A 24136-nucleotide genomic window follows, 5' to 3' on the forward strand; every position below is an offset into this window, starting at 1 on the left:
CGCCTTCGCGAGCAGGCTCGCTCCCACCAAGGCAAAAAACAGGCAAAAAAAATCCCCGAACCAGTCGGGGATTTTTTATGTTCGATCAATCAGCCCGGGGGCGGATCAATCTTCGCGATAGCGACGCAGTTTCAGCTGCTTACCGGCAACGCGAGTGTCCTTCAGTTTGGTCAGGAGTTTGTCCAGACCATCTTCCGGCAGCTCGACGAGGCTGAAGCTGTCACGCACCTGGATGCGACCGATCGCTTCACGGGCCAGACCACCTTCGTTGAGGATGGCGCCCAGCAGGTTCTTCGCAGCGATACCATCACGCGCACCCAGCGCGGTACGGCAACGAGCACGGCCTTCGCCCAAAGGCATTGGCGCGCGACGCTCGCGGTCACCACGATCAGGACGATCACCGGTGCGCTCAGGACGGTCGCCACGCGGTGCGTTGTTCGGCACCAGTGGACGTTCCTTCTCGATCGCAGCCAGGTTCAGCGCTTGACCGTTGGTGGCTTTGCGCAGCAGCGCAGCAGCCAGAGCACGCGGGGTGCAGCCGATGTCTGCAGTCAGACGATCGAGCAGCTCACCGTGAGTCGATTCGGCGTCAGCGACCAGCGGCGACAGGCTGTTGGTCAGTTTCTTGATGCGCGCATCGAGAACGGCTTGAGCGTCCGGCAGGCGTACTTCGGCAACTTTCTGACCGGTTACGCGCTCGATCACTTGCAGCATGCGGCGCTCACGTGGAGTCACCAGCAGCAGTGCACGACCTTCGCGACCGGCACGGCCAGTACGGCCGATACGGTGAACGTAGGATTCCGGATCGTACGGCATGTCGACGTTGAACACGTGAGTGATGCGCGGAACGTCCAGACCACGAGCAGCAACGTCGGTCGCGACAACGATGTCCAGACGGCCATCTTTCAGCGAGTCGATGACGCGCTCACGCTGGTTCTGGGCGATGTCACCGTTCAGCGCCGCGGCTTTGTAGCCTTTGGCGTCGAGGGCGCTGGCCAGATCCAGGGTCGCTTGCTTGGTGCGCACGAACATGATCAGGGCGTCGAAATCTTCCACTTCCAGCAAGCTGAGAACGGCCGAAGTCTTCTGGTCAGCGTGAACCAACAGGTGAGCCTGTTCGATCGCGGTAACGGTCTGAGTCTTGGTCTGGATCTTCACGTGTTGCGGATCGCGCAGGTGGCGTTCAGCAATGGCGCGGATCGACTGCGGCAGGGTAGCCGAGAACAAAACGGTCTGACGGGTCGATGGCAGAGCCTTGAAGATGACTTCCAGGTCATCCATGAAGCCCAGTTTCAACATTTCGTCAGCTTCGTCGAGAACCAGGTGGTTCACGGTCGACAGAACTTTTTCATCACGACGCAGGTGGTCGCACAGACGGCCCGGAGTGGCGACAACGATCTGTGCACCATTACGGATTGCTTTCAGTTGTGGGCCCATCGGCGCGCCGCCGTAAACGGCCACAACGGTAACGCCCGGCATTTGCTTGGCGTAGGTTTCAAAAGCGGTTGCTACTTGCAGCGCCAACTCACGAGTTGGCGCCAGGATCAGGGCTTGCGGTTCGCGCTTGGCAGGATCGATGCGGTGCAGAATAGGCAGTGCGAACGCGGCGGTTTTACCGGTACCGGTTTGCGCCTGACCAATCATGTCCTGGCCGGCCATGATGATCGGGATCGATTGCTGCTGAATCGCCGAAGGCTCTTCGTAGCCAGTCGCTGCGACGGCTGCAAGAATATTCGGGTTAAGATTAAAAGCGGCGAATCCGCCGGTTTCCTGGGTCATGGGTCTGCCTCTAAGTGCATCCGCAAAGACCCATGCTCCAAAGCTGCGCATGCCGTGTTGAGACTCAAGAGTCGCCCTGGCAGCTTTGTCGGCGGGGATTTGCGAAAACGAATGAATGAAAAAAAGAATCGTCCGGGAAGAGCCCGCAATGCGGACGTGCAGCCGAAGCTGACTTCGGGAAATTGCGCTACCTAAACGCGGCCCGGTTAAAGGCCGGCGCGCACTATACCGGATTTTGCCCAAAAAGGGAGCTTTTTTTATCGTCTGAATGCGTGTGTCACCGCTGTGTAACGGGGTTTTGCGGATAATCGCGCCAAGGTCTATTTTTCATAGGCCCGGCCCTGCGGGCGATGACGCTTAAACGATTCATCGATGTGCGGCATACCGTCGCTGCACCCGCCCTCCCCGCTCGAGGATTTCGCCATGAATCAGCCCTGTGCCGGCCGCGTCAGCCGTGAACGCCGTGGTCACGTCCATCTGATTGGCCTCGATCGAGCGGCCAAACGCAACGCCTTCGACCTCGACCTGCTCAACGAGCTGAGCCTGGCCTACGGCGAGTTCGAAGCCGACAGCGAAGCGCGGGTGGCGGTGGTGTTTGGCCATGGCGAGCACTTTACCGCCGGTCTGGATCTGGTCAATGCCAGCTCCGCCCTCGCCCAAGGCTGGCAGGTTCCGACCGGCGGTTGCGACCCGTGGGGTGTTTTCGTCGGACCACGGGTGAGCAAACCGGTGATCGTCGCCGCGCAAGGTTACTGCCTGACCATCGGTATCGAGTTGATGCTGGCCGCCGACATTAACCTGTGCGCGAGCAATACCCGTTTCGCGCAAATGGAAGTTCAGCGTGGGATCTTTCCTTTTGGTGGCGCGACTTTACGTTTTCAGCAGATCGCCGGATGGGGCAATGCGATGCGCTGGTTGCTGACCGGCGATGAGTTCGATGCTCACGATGCGTTGCGCCTGGGGTTGGTGCAGGAAGTGATGGCCAGTGAAGACCTGCTGCCGCGAGCGATTGCGTTGGCCGAACGGATTGCCCGGCAGGCGCCGTTGGGGGTGCAGGCGACGTTGATGTCGGCGCGGCAGGCTCGGTATGAAGGCGAGACAGCGGCGGCGCAGGGTTTGCCGGCGCTGGTGAAGAAGTTGCTGGCCAGTGAAGATGCCAAGGAAGGAGTGCGCTCGTTGGTGGAGCGGCGACCTGGAGTCTTCAAGGGGATCTGAAAAATTTGGCGCCTGCCATGACGCCATCGCGAGCAGGCTCACTCCTACAAGGGAACGCATTTCAATGTAGGAGTGAGCCTGCTCGCGATAGGGCCAGCAAGGCCAGCAGCCTCAGGTGGCCGGGCGAATACTGTTGATCAACGACTGCAACGAATATCCCAACTTCGGCGCCAACGATTCGGCCCGGGCGGTCAGTGCCTGCATGTCCAGCGCCTGATCGAGATCCGCCGGCACAATCAAAATGACGTTGCCCTCCTTCACCGGCAGCTCCCAGTAGTGCCGGTGATAGAGCCCGCGCAACAACGCCGCGCCCAACGGCTTGCCGTCATCGGTGGCCCACTGATTGATCACCAGCCAGCCGCCCGGATTCAGCCGTTTCTGGCAGTCACCGAGAAAACTCCAGGCCAGATGGCCGACACCCGGCCCGACATCGGTGTACAGGTCGACAAAAATCAGGTCCGCCGGCTCGGCAGTCGGCAGCAGTTCGAGGGCGTCGCCGACGCGAATGTACAGGCGTGGATCATCATCCAGCCCAAGGTATTCGATAGCCAGACGCGGTACATCCGGGCGCAATTCAATCGCTTCGACATCTTCCAGCGGCAGAAACTTGAGGCAGGCCTGCGTCAGCGTACCGGCACCGAGCCCCAGAAACAGCGCACTCTCCGGCTGCTCATGGCACAACGCACCGATCAGCATCGCCCGGGTGTAGTCGTATTCCAGCCAGCTCGGATCAGCGGTGAACACGCAGCTCTGCTCGATCGCATCGCCGAACTCGAGAAAGCGGTAATCGGCCACTTCCAGCACGCGTATCACGCCGAACTCATCCTGTACTTCGGCGAGCAGATGCTCGACGCGCTCCTCAGTCATTTCGTCTCCTGATGGTCACCGGGCGCGGTGACGCGATGGCACCGCTGTGGCGCCGTGGCAAAGCGGCGATTGTCGGTGATGGGGCGGGAGCAGGTCACGCACTAATTGCTGCTAACATGGCCTTCCGTGCGTAGAACCAATTAGAGACCGTGATGAGCCAACCGTGGAGCCCTGACAGCTGGCGCGCCCTGCCGATCCAGCAACAACCCCAATATCCTGACGCTGCGCATCTGCGCCAGGTCGAGCAGACGCTGGCCAGCTATCCGCCGCTGGTGTTTGCCGGCGAAGCGCGCGAGCTGCGCCGACAGTTTGCCGAAGTCACTCAGGGCCGGGCCTTTCTGTTGCAGGGTGGCGATTGCGCCGAAAGCTTTGCCGAGTTCTCCGCGGCGAAGATTCGCGACACTTTTAAAGTATTGCTGCAGATGGCGATCGTCATGACCTTTGCCGCCGGCTGCCCGGTGGTCAAGGTCGGGCGCATGGCCGGCCAGTTCGCCAAGCCACGCTCGGCCAACGACGAGACCATCAACGACGTGACCCTGCCGGCTTATCGCGGCGACATCGTCAACGGCATCGGTTTCGACGAGAAAAGCCGCGTACCGGATCCGGAGCGTCTGCTGCAGTCCTACCACCAGTCCACCGCCACGCTGAATCTGCTGCGCGCGTTTGCCCAAGGCGGTTTTGCCGACCTGCATCAGGTGCACAAGTGGAACCTCGATTTCATCGCCAACTCCGCGCTGGCCGAGAAGTACAGCCACCTCGCCGACCGCATTGATGAAACCCTGGCGTTCATGCGCGCCTGCGGCATGGACAGCTCGCCACAACTGCGCGAAACCAGCTTCTTCACCGCCCACGAAGCGTTGCTGCTGAACTACGAAGAAGCCTTCGTGCGCCGCGACAGCCTGACCAACGATTACTACGATTGCTCGGCACACATGCTGTGGATCGGCGACCGTACCCGTCAGCTCGACGGCGCGCATGTTGAGTTCCTGCGTGGGGTGAACAACCCGATCGGCGTGAAAGTCGGCCCGAGCATGAACCCGGAGGATCTGATCCGCCTGATCGACGTGCTCAACCCGGACAACGATCCGGGGCGCCTGAACCTGATTGCGCGGATGGGTGCGAACAAGGTCGGCGATCACCTGCCGGCGCTGATCCGTGCGGTGCAGCGTGAAGGCAAGCAAGTGCTGTGGAGCTCAGACCCGATGCACGGCAACACCATCAAGGCCAGCAGCGGCTACAAGACCCGCGACTTCGCGCAGATCCTCGGTGAGGTTAAACAGTTCTTCCAGGTGCACGAAGCCGAAGGCAGTTATGCCGGCGGGATTCACATCGAGATGACCGGGCAGAATGTCACCGAGTGCATTGGTGGCGCGCGGCCGATTACTGAAGATGGCTTGTCGGATCGCTATCACACCCATTGTGATCCGCGGATGAATGCCGATCAGTCGCTGGAATTGGCATTCCTCATCGCTGAAACCCTCAAACAAGTTCGCCGTTAGACCGCGTCGCCTCTTTCGCGAGCAGGCTCGCTCCCACACTGGATTGGTGTCGTACACACAACCCATGTGGGAGCGAGCCTGCTCGCGAAGAGGCCGGCTCAGACACCACCAAGCTCCGCCAATGCCACCCGCAACCGCGCCGCACTCTCGCGCTGACAATTCAATTGCACCCGCGCAAGCCCCAGCCAATCCGCCATCTGCCGCAAGTTCAGCGCCAGCGCCAACATCCCTTCCTCATCCAGTCCCTTTTCCTCTTCGTGCACCGCATGCACCGCCAACTGCCCCGCCGCCCGTTCGGCACGCAGATCAACCCGCGCTGCAATCCGCTCGTTGTGCAAGAACGGCAGCACGTAATAGCCGAAAACCCGCTTGTTCTGCGGCGTATAAATTTCCAGCCGATAGCGAAAATCGAACAAACGCTCAGTGCGGCTGCGTTCCCAGATCAACGAATCAAACGGCGACAACAACGCACTGGCCACGACCTTGCGCGGGACTTTCGGCTCCGGCAGGCAATAAGCGATCTGTCGCCAACCAGCGACTTCGCACATCTGCAATTGCCCCGCCTCGACCAGCTCAGCCAGTCGCGGCCGTGCATCCGCCGGATTCAGACGGAAGTAATCTCGCAGGTCTTTTTCTGTACCGACGCCCAACGCCTGTAACGCATGCAGCAACAGCCCGCTCTGCGCTTCGGCTTCATCAGGCAACGCTTGTTGCAGAATCGATGAAGGAATTACCCGCTCAGGCAAATCATACAAGCGCTCAAATCCACGCCGCCCCGCTACCGTCACTTCGCCCGCCGCAAACAACCATTCCAGCGCATGCTTTTCCACGCTCCAGTCCCACCATGGCCCGGCCTTGTCTTCGCGAGTCGACAAGCTGCCGGCGCCCAACGCGCCCTGCTCTGCGACCGAGTTCAACACCCGGCGAACCACGTCCTGCTGCTCGCGACCGAACTTCGCCAGTTGCTGATAGATATCCTCGCCGCGCCTGGCTCGCTGCATCCGCCACGCCATCAGCGGATACATCGACAGCGGCAGCAATGACGCTTCATGGCCCCAATATTCGAACAATGTGCGCCGACGCCCCGAACTCCAGGCAGCCTGGTCGAGCAAATCAGAAGAATAGGAACCCAGACGGGAAAACAGCGGCAGGTAGTGCGAGCGCACCACGGCGTTGACGGAATCGATTTGCAGCAATCCCAGTCGTTCGATCAGCCGGTTGAGGTGTGGCGCTTTGACAGTCGGCGGCTGGCGCCCGTTGAAGCCTTGGGCTGCCAGCGCCAGTCGTCGCGCCTGTTTGAGGGAAAAGGATACTGTTGCGGGCATGAGCATCTCCTTGTCTGCTCGCAACCTACCTCACTGGAAGTTGGTTTGTGTAGCGCTCTGCTCATCATTTATGCAGGGGGTCATTTATGCATCGGGTCATCCCAGAACGGCCGCACGGCTTCGTGTTCAACGTCGGCACGACTGACGCCGATGTCCTTCAACGCTTCGTCGCTCAGACTGGCGAGCAATTCGCGTTCACGGTGCAGTTCGTACCAGCGGCTAAACTTGTGCAGCAGGTCGGAAACGATATGGCCGTGGCCGGAAAATTTTGATTCGTCTACATACTCTCTTTGACCTTTCATCGTGTTGCCTCCTTTGTGGATGGCTCAAGTCTCGCGCCGGCGCTAAGATCAATCCAACGAATGTTTCTGATGGCATGCATCACGGAGATTCATCAATTGTCGGCCTACCCCAGTATCGATACCGATGTACTGCGCACCTTTGTCGCCATCGCTGATCAGGGCGGTTTTACCCGTGCCGGCGAAATGGTCAACCGCACGCAATCGGCGGTGAGCATGCAGATGAAGCGTCTGGAAGAAGACGTATTGCAGCGGCAGTTGTTCGAGCGCGACGGACGCCAGGTGCGCCTGACCGCCGAGGGCCAGGTGCTGCTCGGTTATGCGCGGCGCATCCTCAAGTTGCACAGCGAAGTGTTCAACACCTTGCGCGAGCCGCACATGGTCGGCACGGTGCGCATCGGTACGCCGGACGATTATGTGATGCGGTTTCTGCCGGGGATCCTGTCGCGGTTCGCGCAGTTCTATCCGCTGATCCAGATCGAAGTGCATTGCGAGTCGACCAAACAACTGCTGCAGCGTACCGATCTGGATCTGTCGATCGTCACCCGCGAGCCGGGCAACGAGATCGGCCAACTGCTGCGCAAGGAGCGTTTTGTCTGGGCCGAGGCGCAGAATTTCAGTGCCCACGAACAAACCCCGCTGCCGCTGGCGATGTTCAACAGTGATTGTTTCTGCCGCTTGTGGGCGTGCAATGCGCTGGATGCGATGGGCCGCGAATACCGCATCGCCTACAACAGCACCAGCCTCTCGGCGTTGATGGCCGTGGTCAGCGCGGGTCTGGCGATCACCGCGCAACTGGAAAGCCTGATCACCCCGGACATGCGCATTCTCGGTGCCGCCGAAGATCTGCCATTGCTGCCCGAAGCCAGCATCATGCTGATCCGCAACCTGAACAATCCGTCACCGATCACCGAGTGCCTGGCCGAGCACATCGTCGAAGGCTTCAAACTTTAAACGCGAGCATCACCGCACACAGCACCAAGAAACCGCAGAACAGCCCGCGCAGGAGTTTTTCCGGCATGGCGTGGGCGACTTTCACTCCCCAACTGATGCTGGCCAGACCACCGATGGCCAGCGGCAGGCCGATCATCCAGTCCACTTCGTGGTGTACCGCGTAGGTGACCAGAGTCACTCCGGTGCTTGGCAAGGCCAGCGCCAGCGACAAGCCTTGAGCAACCACTTGCGTGGTGCCGAACAGGCTGGTCAGCACCGGCGTTGCCACCACCGCTCCGCCCACTCCGAACAATCCGCCCATGGTCCCGGACGCCGCGCCAAGCACGCCAAGCCACGGCCAGGAATAGCGCATTTCGGATGTCACAGCGGGTTGCTTGCCGAACATCTTCAACAGGTTGTAGATCGAAAGGACCACCAGGAACGCGACGAAGCCGATGCGCATGGTTTGCGCATCAATGCCCACCGCCCAGATCGAACCGATCCAGGCAAAGCAGAAACCCATTACCGCCAAAGGCAGCGCATGCCGCAGTTCGATGCGATTGCGCTGGTGATAACGCCACAGCGCCAGCATCACGTTCGGCACCACCATGACCAGCGCTGTGCCTTGGGCGATCTGTTGATCAAGGCCAAACCACACGCCGAGCAACGGAATGGCAATCAAACCGCCGCCGATGCCGAAGATGCCGCCAAGTGTGCCAAGGGCGGCGCCGAACAACAGGTACAACAAAAACTCCATCACAGCCGAATTCCTCTCACGTCAGGCGATTCATCCTACGCAGTCGCGGCTGGCGGGGAAACGCACAGCAACGCACAATGGCTATGCTGATTTCGCACAGGCGTTGCCAACCATGAACCCCAATCAATTGACCGATCAGCTCGGGCTGTTTCTCGATGTGCTGGAGAGCGGCAGTTTTTCCGCCGCCTCGCGCCGTCATCCGCTGACACCCTCGGCCGTCGCCCGACGAATCGACAGCCTGGAAAGCGCGGTCGGCAGCCAGCTGTTTGTCCGCAGCACTCACGCAGTGCGCGCAACGCCGGCGGGTCTGGCGTTTGCCGAACGCGCGCGACGGATTGTTGCCGAGTTGCAACTGGCCCGCGCAGAAGCGGTGTCCTTGAGCAGTGCGCCCGAGGGCTTGATCCGCATCGATGCCCCCGCCGCTTTCGGGCGACGGCACCTGGCACCGGTGATCGCTGACTTTCTCGTTCTGTATCCGGGGCTGGATGTGCAGTTGCATCTGATCGACAGTTTCGTCGACATGGGCGGCTCGAACCTGGGCAAAGTCGATCTGGTGCTGCGCGCCGGACAAATGGCTGATACCCGATTGGTGGCCACACCCTTGGCGAGCATGGTGCGTATTGCCTGCGCCAGTCCTGATTACCTCAAACGCCGTGGTGTGCCCGGCAGTCCGGCGCAACTGAGCGAGCATGACGGCCTCGACTGGGACGGCCTCGCTCCGCCCTTCGCCTGGCGCTTCGAGCAGGACGGCCAGATGCAATTGCACCGCCCGGCGCGCATCCGCATGAGCGCCAACAATGCTGAAGCCTTGGTCTGCGGCGCCTTGGCTGGCTTGGGCATCGCGCATTTGCCGACGTGGCTGGCCAGCGAATACCTGCTGCGCGGCGAACTGCTGCCGTTGTTTTGCGAAAACGGCCTGCCAAGCCCGGAATCCACCGGTATTTACGCGCTGCGTATGGAGCAACAAACCAACTCGCGCAGCCGCTTGTTGCTCGAATATCTCAAAACCCGCTTCAGTCCGGTGCCGCCATGGGATCTGGCGTTACAGCGAGATCTGGGCCGGCACTAGCGCCGGAAAATTATCTGGCGCATTAAAGATTCGAGCGCTAGATTCATGACCATTACCGAACAAGGCTTTTGAAATGACTTCCGAACGCGACACCTGCGACGACCTGCTGCTGGACAACCAGGCCTGCTTCGCTCTGCATTCCACTTCGCTGATGATGACCAAGGTCTACAAGCCGCTGCTGCAAGCCTTGAACCTGACCTATCCGCAGTACCTGGCGATGATGGTGTTGTGGGAGAAGGATGGTTTGACCGTCGGAGAAATCAGCTCGCGGTTGCTGACCGATCCCGGATCGCTGACTCCGCTGCTCAAACGCCTGGAAGGCGAAGGCTTGCTCAGCCGTACGCGCAGTCGTGAGGATGAGCGGGTGGTGATGGTTGAACTGACCGAACAAGGCCGTGCGCTGCGCGACAAGGCACAGACCATTCCGCAATGCATTCTCGGCGCCAGCGGCTTCTCTCTGGAACGCCTGCAGAAGCTGCAATCAGAGTTGCAGGCGCTACGCGGTCACTTGCAGGAAAGCCTGATCTGACCTCCACACAGTCCCTATGGGAGCGAGCCTGCTCGCGAATGCGTAGTGTCAGTCGATATGAATGGTGACTGATACACCGCATTCGCGAGCAGGCTCGCTCCCACATTGATTTCATCGACAGCAAAATATTTTCACCACCTGATCTACCGCGCAATCCGCTCTAACTCAAGCCTTACAGCCACCCTCTCATACCCGCCCCTTCGTGGAAGTGCAGCTTTTTCAAAAATTTATCTTGCGCGCTAAATATTCGCGCGATACATTTACCTCGCACTTACTTAGCGCGCAAACAATTAGCGCACATAACCACACCCAATGAGGCTCACACCATGCAAACTCTCTACACCGCAATCGCAACCTCCACTGGCGGCCGTGATGGTCGTGCGATCTCCAGCGACAACATCCTCGACGTCAAACTCGCCACCCCGAAAGAACTCGGCGGTGCCGGCGGCGCGGCGACCAACCCTGAGCAACTGTTCGCGGCCGGCTACTCGGCCTGCTTCATCGGCGCACTGAAATTCGTCGCCAGCCAGACCAAACGCAAAATCCCTGACGATGCCTCGATCACCGCCCACGTCGGTATCGGCCAGATCCCCGGTGGCTTCGGTCTGGACATCGACCTGCACATCAGCCTGCCTGGCCTGGAACAAGCCGACGCACAAGCGCTGGTCGACGCTGCTCACCAGGTCTGCCCGTACTCCAACGCCACCCGCGGCAACGTCGATGTGCGTCTGCACGTCACCGTTTAACTGCTGATACCTCAGGCCCGAACAGGAAATGAACATGCACACTTTCAGCAAAGTCTTGACCGGTACCCTTCTCGCCCTGTCCATCCACAGTGCATTTGCCGGTGATGTCGAACACAACACTCAGGCATTTCTCGATGTGCTGAATGCCGGTACCGGCAAACCGATGGAACAGCTGACACCCAAAGATGCCCGCGCCGTGCTGGTCGGCGCGCAGTCCGGGGTCAAGCTGACGCTGCCCAAAGCGGACGTCAGCGAGAAAACCATCCAGATCGATGGCCAACCGTTGAGCCTGACCATCGTCCGGCCGGCCGGGGTCAAGGGCGAGCTGCCAGTGTTCATGTTCTTCCACGGTGGTGGCTGGGTGCTGGGCGATTTCCCGACGCACGAGCGGCTGGTGCGGGATCTGGTGGTCGGTTCGGGAGCGGCGGCGGTGTTCGTCAATTACACGCCTTCACCGGAAGCCCATTACCCGGTGGCGATCAACCAAGCTTACGCGGCAACGAAGTGGGTCGCCGAGCACGGCAAAGAAATCAATGTCGATGGGAAACGTCTGGCCGTCGCTGGCAACAGCGTCGGCGGCAACATGGCGGCCGTGGTTGCACTGATGGCCAAAGACAAAGGCACGCCGGCGATCAAGTTCCAGGTGCTGCTGTGGCCTGTGACGGACGCCAATTTCGACACCGGTTCCTACAATCAGTACGCCGAAGGGCACTTCCTCACGCGCAACATGATGAAGTGGTTCTGGGACAACTACACCACCGACGCCAAGCAGCGAAACGAGATTTACGCCTCGCCGCTGCGGGCCACCACTGCACAACTGAAGGGCCTGCCGCCAGCACTGGTGCAGACCGCCGGCGCCGATGTGTTGCGTGATGAAGGTGAAGCGTATGCGCGCAAACTCGATGAGGCCGGTGTGGCGGTGACGTCGGTGCGTTACAACGGCATGATCCACGATTACGGTTTGCTTAACGTGGTCAGTCAGGTGCCGGCAGTGCGTTCGGCGATGTTGCAGGCATCTGAAGAACTCAAGCAACACTTGAAGTAATCACAATCCCATTGTGGGAGTAAGCCTGCTCGCGAAAGCGGTGTGTCATCCGGTGATGTGCTGGCTGACAGAATGCTTTCGCGAGCAGGCTCGCTCCCACAGGGGATTGTGTGAAGCTCAAATCGCAGGCACAAAAAAGCCCGACTCAATGGTCGGGCTTTTTCTTTCCGCAAAAACCAGTGCTTATTTAGCACGGCCTTTGTAGGAACCGCCTTCGCGGGTGTCGATTTCGATCTTGTCACCGATTTCGATGAAGTCGGCAACCTGCAGCTCGGTACCGTTAGCCAGCTTGGCTGGCTTCATGACTTTGCCGGAAGTGTCGCCACGAGCCGAACCTTCGGTGTAGTCAACTACGCGCACGATGGTGGTCGGCAGCTCTACGGAAACCAGACGCTCTTCGAAGAAGATCGCTTCGCAAACATCGGTCATGCCTTCTTCAACGAAAGGCAGAACAGCTTCGATGTCTTCAGCGTTCAGCTCGTACATGGTGTAGTCAGTGGTGTCCATGAACGTGTAGGTGTCGCCGCTGATGAAGGACAGGGTCGCTTCTTTGCGGTCGAGGATTACGTCGTCCAGTTTGTCGTCAGCGCTGTAAACGATCTCGGTCTTGTAACCGGTCAGCAGGTTTTTCAGCTTGGTCTTCATGATCGCGCTGTTACGGCCCGACTTGGTGAATTCAGCTTTCTGAACCAGCCAAGGATCGTTCTCGAGACGGATCACGGTACCGGGTTTCAGTTCTTTACCAGTTTTCATTGCGAATATCCGAATTTGGATGGGATTTACAAAAATCTAGGCCGCGTATCATATCCAATTTAGGTAAAACTGTACCAGCGCTGCGGCAAGATCGGCCTGCAAGCCTTGTTCCAGACACCACGCTTCGGCATTTTCCTGCAGTTCTGGCCAATGATTACGGACTGCGAGCCAGTGTTCGCCGATGGGCTGACCGGCACTCCAGGCTCGCCACAGACCGTTCATCGCCTCGGCAGCGGCCGGTGACAGGCCTTTAGTGTAGAGCGCAAGGAAGGCGTCGAGCTTGTCCAGATGGATGTCTTCGTCCTGCTGATAGATGTGCCACAGCATCGGCCGCGCCGCCCACTGCGCGCGGACGAACGAGTCTTCACCGCGCACGGCATTGAAATCGCAGCACCAGAGCAAATGGTCATACTGATCCTGACGGACGAACGGCAATACCTGCACGGTCAGCGACTGACGCACATTAATCTCGCCCACCGTCAGGGTTTCCACTCCAAGCCAACGCGCTACGTCGCCAAGAATCCGCCCTTCCGGCACCAGAAGATGGGTCGGTGCAGCATCGGCCGCCAGCACATCAAGCCAACTCGCCAGCCCGGCATTCTCATAGGCAAACAGCGAAATCAGCTGCGCATCCGGTGCGCGATCGACCCCCAGACCTTGCAGAAACTGGCGCTGAGCCTCGGTATCCTGCTGAAACAGTCGACGCTGCTCGAGCAATCCTCGTTCACGAATCAGCCCGCCGGTGCCCGCCTGAAAGCCCGGAAAAAAGAAGAATTTCTGCACGGTTCTGTATTTGACCGACGGCAACCCGTGGCAACCGATCACCCAGTCTTCGGCGCTGAGATAGTCGAGGTTCATCCACAGCGGCGGCTGTTCGCGCACGGCCATCGCCTCCATATAGTCAGTAGGCAACTGACAGGCAAACGCGGCAATCACCACATCGGCGGCGTCGGTGTGCGACCACTCAGCCGGCCAGTGGCGCACTTCGACACCCTGCCGGGATTGCTGTGCCGCGTTGATATCGATCTCAGGGCAAATGCGCTCGAAGGCGCGCAGATCATCGACCCACAGGCGCACCGCCAGACCGTGCTCGGCCGCCAGTTGCCGGGCCAGACGCCAGGTCACACCGATATCACCAAAGTTGTCGACGACGGTGCAGAAAATATCCCAGCGGGTTTTCAATTGCGGCATTCAAGACTCCCGTTGGCAAAAGCGTCGATTGTCCGCATAAATGACCTCGCGCAGAAGAGCCGACGGCGATTAATCTTCGTGCGACAATCGCCACTTGCCCGCAATCATCCGCCAGGAGGCAGCCATGCCCTATCGCCCCAACCCACGCCGGCCCTTGCCTGTACAGCTTAGCGCGCTGCATCTGACCGGCAGCATTGCCCTGGGCATGTGGCTGGGTTTTCTCGCTATTGCGCTGACGTGCTGGCTGCTGTCGCATTTTCTGTTCAAGGAACAGTTGGCACCGGTTGCCCAGGCGGTGCAACAACTGGCCAATCCGCCGGCGGCTGTTCAGGTCCAGCCGGATATTCCGCCGCAAAGCCCATTGTTCCAGCAGTACGAAGAAAACCTGCGCAAGAACGAGCAGCAGGCACGGCTGGATCAGGCGCGCGGCAGCACGCGTAATCTGTCGAATCCAAAATGCCAGTTCTGGCTGCAGCAGGATCAAACCGCTCCGAGCGAAAAGAGCCGCGCCAACGTTTTGCAATTCTGCGATTGATCATGAACAAGCACATCGTCCACCAATTGATTCTCGACAAACTGCGCATCGATCTCGACATCGCCGAACGCGCCGCGCAAACCGCTTACGAAACGGCGACCCACGAAGAAAACATCGCCGAAAACAAATACGACACGCTGGGGCTTGAGGCGTCGTATCTGGCGGCGGGTCAGGCGAAAAGAGTCGAAGAAATCCGTCAGTCACTGGCGCTGTGCCAGAACCTGACCTTGCGGGCCTATGACGAAAATCGTGGTATCGAAGTCGGCGCCCTGCTCGGCCTGGAGGACGAAAAGGGTCGCGAGCAATGGCTGTTTCTGGCGCCGGATGCGGCAGGCCTGAAAGTCGATGTGGTCGGTCAGCCGATTACCGTCATCACACCGCGCTCGCCGCTGGGTAAAAGTCTGCTGGGCAAGCTCGAAGGTGATGAGGTGGAGATCCTGGTCGCAGGCACCCGGCAACAGTTCGCTGTCACCGAGGTGCTCTGAAACAACTGATCAGTGAACCGGCAGTTCGACGCCGTCGAACAGTTCTTCCAGTTCCTGCTTGTTGTGGCATTGAATGGCTTTGGCCATCACTTCGCGGGTAAGGTGCGGGGCAAACTTCTCGATGAAGTCGCACATGAAACCACGCAGGAAAGTGCCGCGACGGAAACCGATCTTGGTGATGCTCGATTCGAACAGTTCACTGGCATCCAGCACCACCAGATCGTTATCGAGTTTGGTGTCGACCGCCATTTTGGCGACGATGCCCACGCCCAAGCCCAAACGCACGTAGGTTTTGATCACGTCAGCGTCGGCGGCGGTGAACACCACTTTCGGCGTCAGGCCACGATGGCTGAAGGCTTCGTCGAGTTTCGAACGACCGGTGAAACCGAAGACGTACGTCACGATCGGGTATTCGGCCAAGGCTTCGAGGGTCAGCTTCGGCAGCTTGGTCAGCGGGTGGCCCTGTGGCACGACCACGCAGCGGTTCCAGCGATAGCACGGCATCATCACCAGATCGCCAAACAGCTCCAGCGCTTCGGTAGCGATGGCGAAATCGACGGTGCCGTCAGCGGCCATTTCGGCGATCTGCATCGGCGAACCCTGGTGCATGTGCAGCGCTACGTCCGGGTATTGCTTGATGAAATTGCTGATCACCGGCGGCAGCGCATAACGTGCCTGGGTGTGGGTGGTGGCGATCGACAGGGTGCCTTTTTTCTCGTTGGAGAATTCCTGGGCAATCTGCTTGATGCTTTCGACCTTGCGCAGAATCTCACCGGCGGTGGTGATGATGCGCTCGCCGGCCGGGGTCACGCGGGTCAGATGCTTGCCGCTGCGGGCAAACACTTCGACGCCAAGTTCATCTTCCAGCAGACGGATTTGTTTACTGATGCCCGGTTGCGAGGTGTAAAGGCTTTGGGCTGTAGCGGAAACGTTGAGGTCGTGGTGCGCCACTTCCCAGATGTAGCGCAATTGTTGAAGCTTCATATGAATCCCTCAAAGCAGGTAGACGCCACGGGCATCAGCGACGGTATATAACTATATTAATGGTTTGAATAATAAATCTAGAACTTTTTTATCAAAGCGCCATTATTCCTGCTTCAGCGATCCCCCCGCCGCCGGCGCTCCACCAACGGCACGAGATAAACCGGCACCTTGGCCAATTGCAGAACTCGCGCCGCCGTGCGCCCTAACGGTGTTTCCGCGCCCACCCCGTGGCTGTGACTGCCGACGATCAGCAAGTCGACCGAGAGTTTCTGCACCTGGTCGAGAATCACCTGCGACGGATCACCCTGCAGCACGCGCACGGCGCGAATGCGCTGCAGATCCTGCTCGCCTTCATCCCCCAGTTCTTCGCGAAAGCTTTCCAGCACCCGCTGCTCGATATTGGCAATGACAGTTTTCAGACCCTGGCTGTGAAATTCGTTCAATGCCTGTTCGTCGAGGTAACTCTGCAACACCGATTCGGCAAACAGCCCCATCGGCTCCACCGCGTGCACCACGTACAAATCGGCATTGAATGTTCGCGCCAACGCCAGGGCATGCTGCATCACTAACGGTGCGTACAGACCGAGGTCAGTGGCATACAGCATCGAACGAATCATATGACCTCCTCGCAAGCCAACATGGCGGAGATTTGATTCAGCTTAGCAGTGCCTTGGCGAGTACGACGTGCGGCGCAACGTCTTGAACCACAGGGCTTTAGACCGACGGTTCGTTGCTGATGCCATGCGGCACGTGGCCGGTGGCAACGACTTCGCGGGCGAGTTCGCAGTGGCCGGCCTGATCGTCGAAAAACACGTCGGCAGCGAAGGCTTCAAGGAACGCCGATTTGGTCAGGCCGCCGAGGAACAGGGATTCGTCGAGGCGAATATCCCACTCACGCAAAGTGCGGATCACCCGCTCATGGGCCGGCGCCGAACGCGCGGTGACCAGCGCTGTGCGGATCGGGCAATCGTCATCGGGAAACTCGCGCTGCAACAGATTGAGCGCTGCCAGAAAGCCTTTGAACGGCCCACCGCGCAATGGCTCGCGGGCCGACTCACGCTCCTTGGCCTGGAACGCTTCCAGCCCGCCGGACTGATAAACGCGCTCCGACTCATCGGAAAAAATCACCGCGTCACCGTCGAAGGCGATGCGCAATTCGTCGCTGGCCGCGCGACTGGCGCCACCGGACAGAATCGTTGCTGCGGCGAAACCGGCGTCCAGTGCCGCGCGCACGTCTTCGGCATGCGTCGACAGAAACAGGTCGCAACCAAAGGCTTTCAGGTACGGATACGGACTGCGCCCGCCGACAAACGCTGCGCGGGAAATCGCCAGACCGTAATGGTGAATCGAGTTGAACACACGCAAACCGGTGTCGGCGCTGTTGCGCGAGACCAGAATCACCTCGACCCGCGCCCGCCCGAGGCGACTGTTGAGTGCCAGGAGTTTTTCCACCAACGGGAAGGCATCGCCGGGCGCAAGAATTTCGTCTTCGTGTTCGATCTGGTATTGCCGGTAGGCTTCTACGCCGCTCGACAGGTAGACCTTGTGGCTCTCGCTCAGGTCGAACAGGGCGCGCGACGAAATCGCCAGCACCAGTTTGTCATCGATGTTTTTGGCCATGCTTTCCCCCAAAGCAACCGGCTTAAACGTTGCGCCGGTCGATAAAACTCAAATTGCGATACAACGCTTCGATGCGCGGCAACTCACAACCTGCTGCGTTTGCTGCCGCCAATGGCCGAGCGTAGATCGCTTCCAGCTCCAGCGGTCGTTTATGTAAAAAATCGTGGTGCATGCTCGGCCAGTAGTCGGGCATTTTCTCGGTCATCATGAACAGATAGTCGGCGTAACCCGGCGGCACGTCGTGGCCGCAGGCCTTGGCCCCCTGCACCACTTCGTTCATCAGCGCCTTGATCAGCAGGCGGCTGTCGGCATCGGCCATCAGCGGTGTGGTACTCGCACCGAGCAACACCGAGAGCCCGTTATAGGGAATATTCCACACCAGTTTCTGCCAGCGCGCCTGCTGCAGATTGGGCATCGCCTGTGAATCGATTGCGGCGGCGCGGAACAGACCGGAGCCCTCTTCGACAATCGCCATGCGTGTAACTTCATCAATGGCCGGGCCGCTGTGATAGCCAACGTTGACGGCGCCCAAGGCCTGATGGGTGATTTGTCCAGGACCTTCGCGGTGTACGCAAATCAGGCACAAGCCGCCCAGCAGGTGCAGGGAATCGGGGAGCAGTTCACGCAAACCGTCTTCGACGTCGAGACCGTTTTGCAGCACCAGTACTTTCGCATCCGGTTTGGCCGCTTGAATGATGGAAGGCGCGAGACCGGCGTTGCTGGTGGTTTTCGCCCCTACCAACAGCCAGTCGCACTTGGGCATGTCTTCAGCAGCCGAATAGGCTTGCACCGGATTCAACGTCAGCGGGCCATGCACCACGCTGTTCACCTGCAAACCACGCTCGGCCACCGCCGAAAATTCGCTGCGCAACAGAAAGTGCACATCGAAACCGGCACGCGCCAGCATCACACCGTAGAACCCACCAATTGCGCCGGTACCGATAATCCCTACGACCGGTTTATCAAAGCCCGGTTTATTCACTGCCGCCATCATGGCAACTCCTCTGCAATTCGACCCAGTGCCTGCGCCAGCGCCGCGTTCAGCGCATCAGCAGTCAGGCGCGTGTGCAATGCCCCAAAGAACTCACCGTCGCGCACCACAAACAGCGCCGGCAAATGAAAGACCTGATAACGCTCGACCAGCCCGCCGTTGTCGCCGGCATCGATCCAGCACAGCTGATCGATGGCCAGACCAAGTCCCGGCAACACCTCGCGGGCATAACGGCAACTGGCGCAACCGACGCTGGTGAAAATCACCAGCGAAACGCCGCTCATCGCCAATAGCCGTTGATCGGCGTCGAAATCGGTCAGTTCGGATTCGACCACTATACTGGGGGAAACAATGTCAAATGACCGACACAGGGAGTCTGTGCTCATGGGACGTTTCATTCCTCATCCGGACGAGGTGCCGGTTGAATTAACCTTGCTCAAGCCTGAGTGTATTTCCAGGCAACAGCTGCACACTATCAGCCTCGGCGGCATCGCTTGCAATTACCACCGTGCCTGGCGCCATGGCACCGCCCTGCAAGTACGCATGCCGACACTCAACGCCGACATCTGTTACCCGGGCTATGTCGCGTGGTGTCTGCGCCGCAAAAAAGGCTACCTGGTGGGCATCGCCTTCACGGATGAGCAGACGCTGTTCAGCGCGCGAATGGGTGAGCAGGTGTGTCAGATAGAGCGCTATTGCCGCCTGCACGACACCCACGATGACCTGCAAGAAATTCAGGCGGTGGCCCTGCAATGGGTCGAGCAACACGCCGACGAGTTCTCCCACGACAGCGTGCGCAAGGCTTTTGCGCAGCCAGCGCTGGACTAAAGCACCTTTTGCCCATTGTCGAGCAGGCGCTTTACGCGCTAAGGTTCCGCTCCCCGACGCGCTTAAATCTGCTGTGCTCCGCCGCGCGGGGATCGCTGGCGGCCGGCACCCGTGACCTGACGAGTAAACGATGGCTGATTTACCGATCAACGACCTAAACGTCGCCTCTAACGAGACCCTGATCACTCCCGATCAGCTCAAGCGTGATATCCCTCTGAGCGATGCTGCCCTGCGCACCGTCACCAAGGGCCGCGAAGTCATTCGCAACATTCTTGATGGCACCGACCACCGTCTGTTCGTAGTGATCGGCCCGTGCTCGATCCACGACATCAAGGCTGCCCACGAATACGCCGATCGCCTCAAGGTGCTGGCTGCGGAGGTCTCCGACACTCTGTATCTGGTCATGCGCGTGTATTTCGAGAAGCCACGGACCACCGTTGGCTGGAAAGGCCTGATCAACGATCCGTATCTGGACGACTCGTTCAAGATCCAGGACGGTCTGCACATCGGTCGTCAGTTGCTGCTGGATCTGGCCGAAAAAGGCCTGCCAACCGCCACCGAAGCCCTCGACCCGATCTCCCCGCAGTACCTGCAGGATCTGATCAGCTGGTCGGCCATCGGCGCACGTACCACCGAATCGCAGACTCACCGGGAAATGGCTTCCGGCCTGTCCTCGGCCGTAGGTTTCAAGAACGGCACCGACGGCGGTCTGACTGTGGCGATCAACGCCTTGCAGTCGGTGTCCAGCCCGCACCGTTTCCTCGGTATCAACCAGGAAGGTGGCGTGTCGATCGTCACCACCAAGGGCAACGCCTACGGTCACGTGGTGCTGCGCGGTGGTAACGGCAAGCCGAACTACGATTCGGTCAGCGTTGCCCTGTGCGAACAGGCGCTGAACAAGGCGAAGATCAAGCCGAACATCATGGTCGATTGCAGCCACGCCAACTCCAACAAGGACCCGGCCCTGCAACCGCTGGTAATGGAGAACGTTGCCAACCAGATCCTCGAAGGCAACCAGTCGATCATCGGCCTGATGGTCGAGAGCCATTTGAACTGGGGTTGCCAGGCGATTCCCAAAGACCTCGCCGACCTGCAATACGGCGTGTCGATCACCGATGCCTGCATCGACTGGTCTGCCACCGAGAACACCCTGCGCAGCATGCACGCCAAGCTCAAGGATGTTCTGCCGAAACGCGAGCGTAGCTAATCAGCGTTTTACAGGCATAAAAAAACGCCGGGCATTGCCCGGCGTTTTTGTGTGTGCGGTTCAGATCTTGGCGGCGCGGCGCTGATGGCGTTCCATGTAGCGCTCGACATAGGAGCACGACGGGATCACCGTGTAGCCCATTTCTTCGGCGTACTGCAGCGCGCTTTCGGTCAGCGCTGCGGCAATGCCACGACCACGCAGGGCGTTGGGCACGAACGTGCGATAGATATCCAGAGTCTGTTTCCCCAGATCCATATAGGTCAGGTAGGCACGATGACCGTCCACATTGGTCTCGAACTGATGACCAGCCTGGTCATGGTGGATGGACAACGCCTCGCTCATCACTACTCCTCGCGGGTCTTGAATTCTGACCCCTACCTTACCGATGTTTTTCCGGCGAAGAAACAACTACGCCACCCCGTGCCTGATGGACACCGAGAAGAGCCACACCGATCTCGCGCAACCTGGCACCTGATAAATAGTAGGCACCATTGGCAAAAATGCTCAAGGTACGCTCGTCATCAAGCGAGTTCGCGGGGGGGTAGCTCCGATGGACGCAGGGTGAGCTTGCGAGAGGTTCTTCGCGGTCCGCTCACCTGCACATTGCCGGATGTTGAGATTTAAGACGTGCGACCTTTTTTAAAGTCACCTCAACATGGACAAAGATAAGCGAAGCAGCGCGCAAATTCGCAACAAAAGTGTGGACGAATTCATCTAGACAGACTTATCCAAGACTGCAAAAACAGCAGGCAGTAACGGGAACTTTTTCTCAATAACTCGCTCTGCGCGGGGCTTGCAACTGGGTATTTTTTATACAGCGCAGTTAAAAGTTGCTCGAAAAAGAATCAGCGCCTACAATTTTTTTTGCTTCTTGCCTTACGTCAGTTTACTTACTACAAGTAATGGGTAGTATGTACGCCGGCTATTTCCTCAATCGTGAGGAGACAGCCACTTAATTTGAAAGTCCTTGAAGGGGAACACGATGAACAACGTTCTGAAATTCTCTGCTCTGGCTCTGGCCGCAGTTCTGGCTACCGGTTGCAGCAGCGCATCGAAAGAAACCGAAGCACGTCTGACCGCTACTGAAGACGCAGCTGCTCGCTCCCAGGCTCGTGCAGACGAAGCTTACCGTAAAGCTGATGAAGCTCTGGCTGCTGCTCAAAAAGCACAACAGACTGCTGACGAAGCTAACGAGCGTGCTCTGCGCATGCTGGACAAAGCTAGCCGCAAGTAATAATCCCTCGGGATTGTTATCGAGCCGACCCGATTTTTCGGGTCGGCTTTTTTATTGCCCGTCTTTTTGTTCAGGCAATAAAAAACCCGCCGACGCTTCACGCATCGACGGGTTCCGGACTTCGACTTACTGCTGCAGGTCGATCGGTGTATTGGCAACAATCGGCGCCGAAGTATTCGGTGTGCCGATTTCCGTTGGCAGGCCATCTTCGGCCGCAACCACATCCCGTACCACATCCCAGTTCACACGCAGGTTGCTGGTAACGTCTTCACGCTTGAGCATCGCGTTGATCACTGCGGTGTGTTTGTCGACCACTGACGGGTTGCCCTTGTCGTCGATCGGCGTGTGCGCTTCCAGATAAACCTTGCCGCCACTGCTGCCGAACTTGTAGGCATCGTTGAGGATACGCACCGACGTACCGACCGGCACCATGCCGGCCATTTCCAGCACGTTGTTGTTGAACATGCGGAAGCAGCCGTGGCTGGTACGCATGCCGATCCCGAACTTCTTGTTCGAGCCGTGGATAAGGTAGCCCGGCGTGCCCAGCGTGAACTTGAACGGGCCCAGCGGATTGTCAGGGCCGGCCGGCACTACGTTTGGCAGTGGATCGCCATCAGCGGCGTGCTCAGCCTTGATCGACGCTGGAGGCGTCCAGGTCGGGTTTGGCGTCTTGGCGGTGATCGAGGTGTGCGCAATCGGCGAACCCCAACCCTCGCGACCGATACCCAGCGGGAACGTGTAAACCACGTTGCGGCCTTTCGGGAAGTAGTAGAGGCGGTATTCGGCGAGGTTGATGACAATGCCTTCGCGCGGACCCGGCGGCAGAATGAAACGGGTCGGCAAGACGATTTCGGTGCCGGCGCCCGGCAACCAGGCATCGACGCCCGGGTTGGCTGCAACCATCTCCGAGTAGCCCAGATCGTACTTCGTGCCCAGATCGGCGAAGGTATCTTCGTACTTGGCTTTGATCACCTGCACCTGGCCGATGATGTCTTCACCGGGTGGTGGCAGGGGAAACTCCAATGCAGCAACGGGACCGGCCACACACAGGGCGGCAAGTGACAGGCAGCGGGTGACGGCAGGAAAGCGCGGCAACATCCGGAAAATCCTTCGCATGATCAACAAGGGTATAAGAGCGCGATTGTACACCGCACTTTGAATATTCGGGGAGCCACGCCGATGGACCGTGCTGAATGCGAAAAGATCGCAGCCTTCGGCAGCTCCTACAGGATTACGCGAACCCATGTAGGAGCTGCCGCAGGCTGCGATCTTTTGCTCTTAAAGCTCGAAACGTAGCTCCGGCCAGATCGGCGAGGTGCCACGCTTCTGCGATTCAAGAATCGCCCGGCACAACGAGCACAGGCGCTGATCCTGAAACACCCGGCGATCCACGCTCGACCAGCGCGGTTGCGCCGGCAGCAGACTGCCGCACAAGGTGCGATCAGCCGAGCCACCGAGTTCGAGTTGACGGGTCACCAGATGCACCCGCACTTCCTGGCAGGCGAACAGATCCAGCTGCTCGTCAGGCTCGATCAGTTGGTAGGCAAACAGGGACCAGGCAGAACGCGACATCGGGGGCTCCAAATAAGGGGGCGCCACATTAGCCGAAAGCCTGCCACTAGAAAAGCCTCATAACAGCGGTTTTAGCGTCGGCCAGACATTTTCCAGCAACTTGCCCTGAGCCCCGGCCGCCGGGTGCAGACCATCGGCCTGCATCAAGTCCGGATGCCCGCCCACGCCGTCGAGGAAAAACGGTACCAGCGGGATCTTTTTATCGTCGGCGAGTTTGCCGTAGACCTCGGCAAAAGCATCGGTGTAACGCTTGCCGTAATTGGGCGGCAGTTGCATGCCGAGCAACAGCACCTTGGCCCCGCTCTGACGCGAGCTGTCGATCATCGAGGCAAGATTTTGTTGCAATTGAGTTGGCGGCATTCCGCGCAAGCCATCGTTGCCACCCAGTTCGAGGATCACCAGTTCCGGCTTATGCTCTGCAAGCAGCGCGGGCAGCCGCGCCTGGCCTCCGGCACTGGTGTCGCCGCTGATGGAGGCATTGACCACTTTGTCGTCGAAACCCTCCTGTTTGAGCCGTTGTTCGAGCAACGACACCCACCCCAAGCGGGTATCCAGTCCGAAACCGGCGCTGATACTATCGCCAACGATCAGGACAGTACCCGCCGCTGCGTTCTGGGCCATGCACACAACGGCCAGGCCAGCACTCAAAAACCACACACGCATCGGATTCTCC

28 protein-coding genes are annotated in these 24136 nt (G+C 59.2%); 12 read left to right on the forward strand and 16 right to left on the reverse strand.

What is annotated here, in order from left to right; all coding sequences use genetic code 11:
• Positions 1 to 105: 105 nt before the first annotated feature.
• Positions 106 to 1779 (reverse strand): DEAD/DEAH box helicase, encoded by a 1674-nt coding sequence (locus CCX46_RS21300; RefSeq protein ID WP_122597121.1) that lies wholly within the window; start codon positions 1777 to 1779, stop codon positions 106 to 108.
• Between the two features lie 423 nt (positions 1780 to 2202).
• Between CCX46_RS21300 and CCX46_RS21310 the strand changes: the two genes are divergently transcribed.
• Positions 2203 to 2994: a crotonase/enoyl-CoA hydratase family protein gene (locus CCX46_RS21310; protein ID WP_127929232.1), complete on the forward strand. Its 792-nt coding sequence runs from the start codon at positions 2203 to 2205 to the stop codon at positions 2992 to 2994.
• A 111-nt stretch (positions 2995 to 3105) separates the two neighbouring features.
• Here CCX46_RS21310 and CCX46_RS21315 read toward each other — a convergent pair whose 3' ends face one another.
• Positions 3106 to 3861 carry a spermidine synthase gene (locus CCX46_RS21315; RefSeq protein ID WP_127929233.1) on the reverse strand — a complete coding sequence of 252 codons (756 nt, stop codon included), beginning with the start codon at positions 3859 to 3861 and terminating at the stop codon, positions 3106 to 3108.
• A 152-nt stretch (positions 3862 to 4013) separates the two neighbouring features.
• Between CCX46_RS21315 and CCX46_RS21320 the strand changes: the two genes are divergently transcribed.
• Entirely contained in the window at positions 4014 to 5360 is a 1347-nt protein-coding gene (locus CCX46_RS21320; RefSeq protein ID WP_127929234.1) for a class II 3-deoxy-7-phosphoheptulonate synthase, read from the forward strand.
• Between the two features lie 98 nt (positions 5361 to 5458).
• Here the strand turns inward: CCX46_RS21320 and CCX46_RS21325 are convergent, their stop codons facing one another.
• Complete coding sequence (locus tag CCX46_RS21325; RefSeq protein ID WP_127929235.1) at positions 5459 to 6685, reverse strand: winged helix-turn-helix domain-containing protein; 1227 nt, start codon at positions 6683 to 6685, stop codon at positions 5459 to 5461.
• Between the two features lie 80 nt (positions 6686 to 6765).
• On the reverse strand, positions 6766 to 6987 hold the full coding sequence (locus tag CCX46_RS21330) for a DUF1127 domain-containing protein (protein ID WP_007908607.1): 222 nt from the start codon (positions 6985 to 6987) through the stop codon (positions 6766 to 6768).
• 96 nt (positions 6988 to 7083) lie between these two features.
• On the opposite strand from CCX46_RS21330, the gene CCX46_RS21335 reads away from it, so the two are divergent.
• Positions 7084 to 7938, forward strand: coding sequence for a LysR substrate-binding domain-containing protein (locus CCX46_RS21335; protein ID WP_007908606.1), 855 nt, complete (start codon positions 7084 to 7086; stop codon positions 7936 to 7938).
• Here the strand turns inward: CCX46_RS21335 and CCX46_RS21340 are convergent.
• A complete protein-coding gene (locus tag CCX46_RS21340) occupies positions 7928 to 8677 on the reverse strand; it encodes a sulfite exporter TauE/SafE family protein (RefSeq protein ID WP_174245075.1) in 750 nt (249 codons plus the stop codon). The genes CCX46_RS21335 and CCX46_RS21340 overlap by 11 nt on opposite strands.
• Positions 8678 to 8786: 109 nt before the next feature.
• On the opposite strand from CCX46_RS21340, the gene CCX46_RS21345 reads away from it, so the two are divergent.
• The 4 genes from CCX46_RS21345 to CCX46_RS21360 all read left to right on the forward strand — a co-directional run bounded on the left by CCX46_RS21345 (position 8787) and on the right by CCX46_RS21360 (position 12063).
• The gene (locus CCX46_RS21345) at positions 8787 to 9743 is read left to right on the forward strand and encodes a LysR family transcriptional regulator (protein WP_127929237.1); all 957 of its coding nucleotides are present in this window, start codon (positions 8787 to 8789) and stop codon (positions 9741 to 9743) included.
• A gap of 73 nt (positions 9744 to 9816) precedes the next feature.
• Positions 9817 to 10272, forward strand: a complete 456-nt coding sequence (locus CCX46_RS21350) for a MarR family winged helix-turn-helix transcriptional regulator (RefSeq protein ID WP_127929238.1) — start codon at positions 9817 to 9819, stop codon at positions 10270 to 10272.
• Between the two features lie 326 nt (positions 10273 to 10598).
• Entirely contained in the window at positions 10599 to 11018 is a 420-nt protein-coding gene (locus CCX46_RS21355; RefSeq protein ID WP_007908600.1) for an organic hydroperoxide resistance protein, read from the forward strand.
• A gap of 34 nt (positions 11019 to 11052) precedes the next feature.
• A complete protein-coding gene (locus tag CCX46_RS21360) occupies positions 11053 to 12063 on the forward strand; it encodes an alpha/beta hydrolase (RefSeq protein ID WP_127929239.1) in 1011 nt (336 codons plus the stop codon).
• Between the two features lie 183 nt (positions 12064 to 12246).
• Here the strand turns inward: CCX46_RS21360 and CCX46_RS21365 are convergent, their stop codons facing one another.
• Complete coding sequence (locus tag CCX46_RS21365) at positions 12247 to 12816, reverse strand: elongation factor P (RefSeq protein ID WP_007908599.1); 570 nt, start codon at positions 12814 to 12816, stop codon at positions 12247 to 12249.
• 48 nt (positions 12817 to 12864) lie between these two features.
• Positions 12865 to 14007, reverse strand: a complete 1143-nt coding sequence (gene earP / locus CCX46_RS21370) for an elongation factor P maturation arginine rhamnosyltransferase EarP (protein ID WP_127929240.1) — start codon at positions 14005 to 14007, stop codon at positions 12865 to 12867.
• A 124-nt stretch (positions 14008 to 14131) separates the two neighbouring features.
• Between earP and CCX46_RS21375 the strand changes: the two genes are divergently transcribed.
• Both CCX46_RS21375 and CCX46_RS21380 read left to right on the forward strand, forming a co-directional pair.
• A complete protein-coding gene (locus CCX46_RS21375; RefSeq protein ID WP_016985498.1) occupies positions 14132 to 14542 on the forward strand; it encodes a hypothetical protein in 411 nt (136 codons plus the stop codon).
• Positions 14543 to 14544: 2 nt separating this feature from the next.
• Positions 14545 to 15027 (forward strand): GreA/GreB family elongation factor, encoded by a 483-nt coding sequence (locus tag CCX46_RS21380; protein ID WP_127929241.1) that lies wholly within the window; start codon positions 14545 to 14547, stop codon positions 15025 to 15027.
• Between the two features lie 9 nt (positions 15028 to 15036).
• On the opposite strand, the gene cysB is transcribed toward CCX46_RS21380, so the two are convergent.
• The 5 genes from cysB to CCX46_RS21405 all read right to left on the reverse strand — a co-directional run bounded on the left by cysB (position 15037) and on the right by CCX46_RS21405 (position 19008).
• Positions 15037 to 16011, reverse strand: a complete 975-nt coding sequence (cysB, locus tag CCX46_RS21385; protein ID WP_007908591.1) for an HTH-type transcriptional regulator CysB — start codon at positions 16009 to 16011, stop codon at positions 15037 to 15039.
• 113 nt (positions 16012 to 16124) lie between these two features.
• Positions 16125 to 16628, reverse strand: a complete 504-nt coding sequence (locus CCX46_RS21390; RefSeq protein ID WP_127929242.1) for a universal stress protein — start codon at positions 16626 to 16628, stop codon at positions 16125 to 16127.
• 97 nt (positions 16629 to 16725) lie between these two features.
• On the reverse strand, positions 16726 to 17631 hold the full coding sequence (locus CCX46_RS21395; RefSeq protein ID WP_102900381.1) for a 5'-nucleotidase: 906 nt from the start codon (positions 17629 to 17631) through the stop codon (positions 16726 to 16728).
• 22 nt (positions 17632 to 17653) lie between these two features.
• The gene (locus tag CCX46_RS21400; protein WP_127929243.1) at positions 17654 to 18625 is read right to left on the reverse strand and encodes a putative 2-dehydropantoate 2-reductase; all 972 of its coding nucleotides are present in this window, start codon (positions 18623 to 18625) and stop codon (positions 17654 to 17656) included.
• Positions 18622 to 19008: a thioredoxin family protein gene (locus tag CCX46_RS21405; RefSeq protein WP_127929244.1), complete on the reverse strand. Its 387-nt coding sequence runs from the start codon at positions 19006 to 19008 to the stop codon at positions 18622 to 18624. The genes CCX46_RS21400 and CCX46_RS21405 overlap by 4 nt, the downstream gene beginning before the upstream one ends.
• Between CCX46_RS21405 and CCX46_RS21410 the strand changes: the two genes are divergently transcribed.
• Together CCX46_RS21410 and CCX46_RS21415 are read left to right on the forward strand one after the other, a co-directional pair.
• Positions 19007 to 19450, forward strand: a complete 444-nt coding sequence (locus tag CCX46_RS21410) for a PilZ domain-containing protein (RefSeq protein WP_127929245.1) — start codon at positions 19007 to 19009, stop codon at positions 19448 to 19450. The genes CCX46_RS21405 and CCX46_RS21410 overlap by 2 nt on opposite strands.
• A 130-nt stretch (positions 19451 to 19580) precedes the next feature.
• Complete coding sequence (locus tag CCX46_RS21415) at positions 19581 to 20657, forward strand: 3-deoxy-7-phosphoheptulonate synthase (protein WP_127929246.1); 1077 nt, start codon at positions 19581 to 19583, stop codon at positions 20655 to 20657.
• Positions 20658 to 20717: 60 nt separating this feature from the next.
• Here CCX46_RS21415 and CCX46_RS21420 read toward each other — a convergent pair whose 3' ends face one another.
• Complete coding sequence (locus CCX46_RS21420) at positions 20718 to 20999, reverse strand: GNAT family N-acetyltransferase (protein WP_003226804.1); 282 nt, start codon at positions 20997 to 20999, stop codon at positions 20718 to 20720.
• A gap of 640 nt (positions 21000 to 21639) precedes the next feature.
• Here CCX46_RS21420 and oprI point away from each other — a divergent pair.
• Positions 21640 to 21891: an outer membrane lipoprotei OprI gene (gene oprI / locus CCX46_RS21425; protein ID WP_003199355.1), complete on the forward strand. Its 252-nt coding sequence runs from the start codon at positions 21640 to 21642 to the stop codon at positions 21889 to 21891.
• Positions 21892 to 22017: 126 nt separating this feature from the next.
• Here oprI and CCX46_RS21430 read toward each other — a convergent pair whose 3' ends face one another.
• The 3 genes from CCX46_RS21430 to CCX46_RS21440 form a co-directional block, all read right to left on the reverse strand.
• Positions 22018 to 22989, reverse strand: a complete 972-nt coding sequence (locus CCX46_RS21430) for a L,D-transpeptidase family protein (protein WP_127929247.1) — start codon at positions 22987 to 22989, stop codon at positions 22018 to 22020.
• A 180-nt stretch (positions 22990 to 23169) separates the two neighbouring features.
• A complete protein-coding gene (locus tag CCX46_RS21435) occupies positions 23170 to 23463 on the reverse strand; it encodes a hypothetical protein (RefSeq protein WP_007908575.1) in 294 nt (97 codons plus the stop codon).
• 57 nt (positions 23464 to 23520) lie between these two features.
• Entirely contained in the window at positions 23521 to 24126 is a 606-nt protein-coding gene (locus CCX46_RS21440; protein ID WP_177413873.1) for an arylesterase, read from the reverse strand.
• Between the last annotated feature and the right edge of the window lie 10 nt (positions 24127 to 24136).

The sequence above is a fragment of the Pseudomonas sp. RU47 genome (genome assembly GCF_004011755.1).
Lineage (GTDB): Bacteria > Pseudomonadota > Gammaproteobacteria > Pseudomonadales > Pseudomonadaceae > Aquipseudomonas.

Coding starts and splice junctions, on each gene's coding strand:
- cysB (WP_007908591.1), bottom strand. CDS start 16,011: ATGAAGCTTCAACAATTGCGCTACATCTGGGAAGTGGCGCACCACGAC.
- CCX46_RS21345 (WP_127929237.1), top strand. CDS start 8,787: ATGAACCCCAATCAATTGACCGATCAGCTCGGGCTGTTTCTCGATGTG.
- CCX46_RS21380 (WP_127929241.1), top strand. CDS start 14,545: ATGAACAAGCACATCGTCCACCAATTGATTCTCGACAAACTGCGCATC.
- CCX46_RS21415 (WP_127929246.1), top strand. CDS start 19,581: ATGGCTGATTTACCGATCAACGACCTAAACGTCGCCTCTAACGAGACC.
- CCX46_RS21330 (WP_007908607.1), bottom strand. CDS start 6,987: ATGAAAGGTCAAAGAGAGTATGTAGACGAATCAAAATTTTCCGGCCAC.
- CCX46_RS21360 (WP_127929239.1), top strand. CDS start 11,053: ATGCACACTTTCAGCAAAGTCTTGACCGGTACCCTTCTCGCCCTGTCC.
- CCX46_RS21410 (WP_127929245.1), top strand. CDS start 19,007: ATGGGACGTTTCATTCCTCATCCGGACGAGGTGCCGGTTGAATTAACC.
- CCX46_RS21325 (WP_127929235.1), bottom strand. CDS start 6,685: ATGCCCGCAACAGTATCCTTTTCCCTCAAACAGGCGCGACGACTGGCG.
- CCX46_RS21395 (WP_102900381.1), bottom strand. CDS start 17,631: ATGGCCAAAAACATCGATGACAAACTGGTGCTGGCGATTTCGTCGCGC.
- CCX46_RS21300 (WP_122597121.1), bottom strand. CDS start 1,779: ATGACCCAGGAAACCGGCGGATTCGCCGCTTTTAATCTTAACCCGAAT.
- CCX46_RS21440 (WP_177413873.1), bottom strand. CDS start 24,126: ATGCGTGTGTGGTTTTTGAGTGCTGGCCTGGCCGTTGTGTGCATGGCC.
- CCX46_RS21320 (WP_127929234.1), top strand. CDS start 4,014: ATGAGCCAACCGTGGAGCCCTGACAGCTGGCGCGCCCTGCCGATCCAG.
- CCX46_RS21350 (WP_127929238.1), top strand. CDS start 9,817: ATGACTTCCGAACGCGACACCTGCGACGACCTGCTGCTGGACAACCAG.
- CCX46_RS21310 (WP_127929232.1), top strand. CDS start 2,203: ATGAATCAGCCCTGTGCCGGCCGCGTCAGCCGTGAACGCCGTGGTCAC.
- earP (WP_127929240.1), bottom strand. CDS start 14,007: ATGCCGCAATTGAAAACCCGCTGGGATATTTTCTGCACCGTCGTCGAC.
- oprI (WP_003199355.1), top strand. CDS start 21,640: ATGAACAACGTTCTGAAATTCTCTGCTCTGGCTCTGGCCGCAGTTCTG.
- CCX46_RS21355 (WP_007908600.1), top strand. CDS start 10,599: ATGCAAACTCTCTACACCGCAATCGCAACCTCCACTGGCGGCCGTGAT.
- CCX46_RS21315 (WP_127929233.1), bottom strand. CDS start 3,861: ATGACTGAGGAGCGCGTCGAGCATCTGCTCGCCGAAGTACAGGATGAG.
- CCX46_RS21430 (WP_127929247.1), bottom strand. CDS start 22,989: ATGTTGCCGCGCTTTCCTGCCGTCACCCGCTGCCTGTCACTTGCCGCC.
- CCX46_RS21390 (WP_127929242.1), bottom strand. CDS start 16,628: ATGATTCGTTCGATGCTGTATGCCACTGACCTCGGTCTGTACGCACCG.
- CCX46_RS21400 (WP_127929243.1), bottom strand. CDS start 18,625: ATGATGGCGGCAGTGAATAAACCGGGCTTTGATAAACCGGTCGTAGGG.
- CCX46_RS21420 (WP_003226804.1), bottom strand. CDS start 20,999: ATGAGCGAGGCGTTGTCCATCCACCATGACCAGGCTGGTCATCAGTTC.
- CCX46_RS21405 (WP_127929244.1), bottom strand. CDS start 19,008: ATGAGCACAGACTCCCTGTGTCGGTCATTTGACATTGTTTCCCCCAGT.
- CCX46_RS21435 (WP_007908575.1), bottom strand. CDS start 23,463: ATGTCGCGTTCTGCCTGGTCCCTGTTTGCCTACCAACTGATCGAGCCT.
- CCX46_RS21365 (WP_007908599.1), bottom strand. CDS start 12,816: ATGAAAACTGGTAAAGAACTGAAACCCGGTACCGTGATCCGTCTCGAG.
- CCX46_RS21375 (WP_016985498.1), top strand. CDS start 14,132: ATGCCCTATCGCCCCAACCCACGCCGGCCCTTGCCTGTACAGCTTAGC.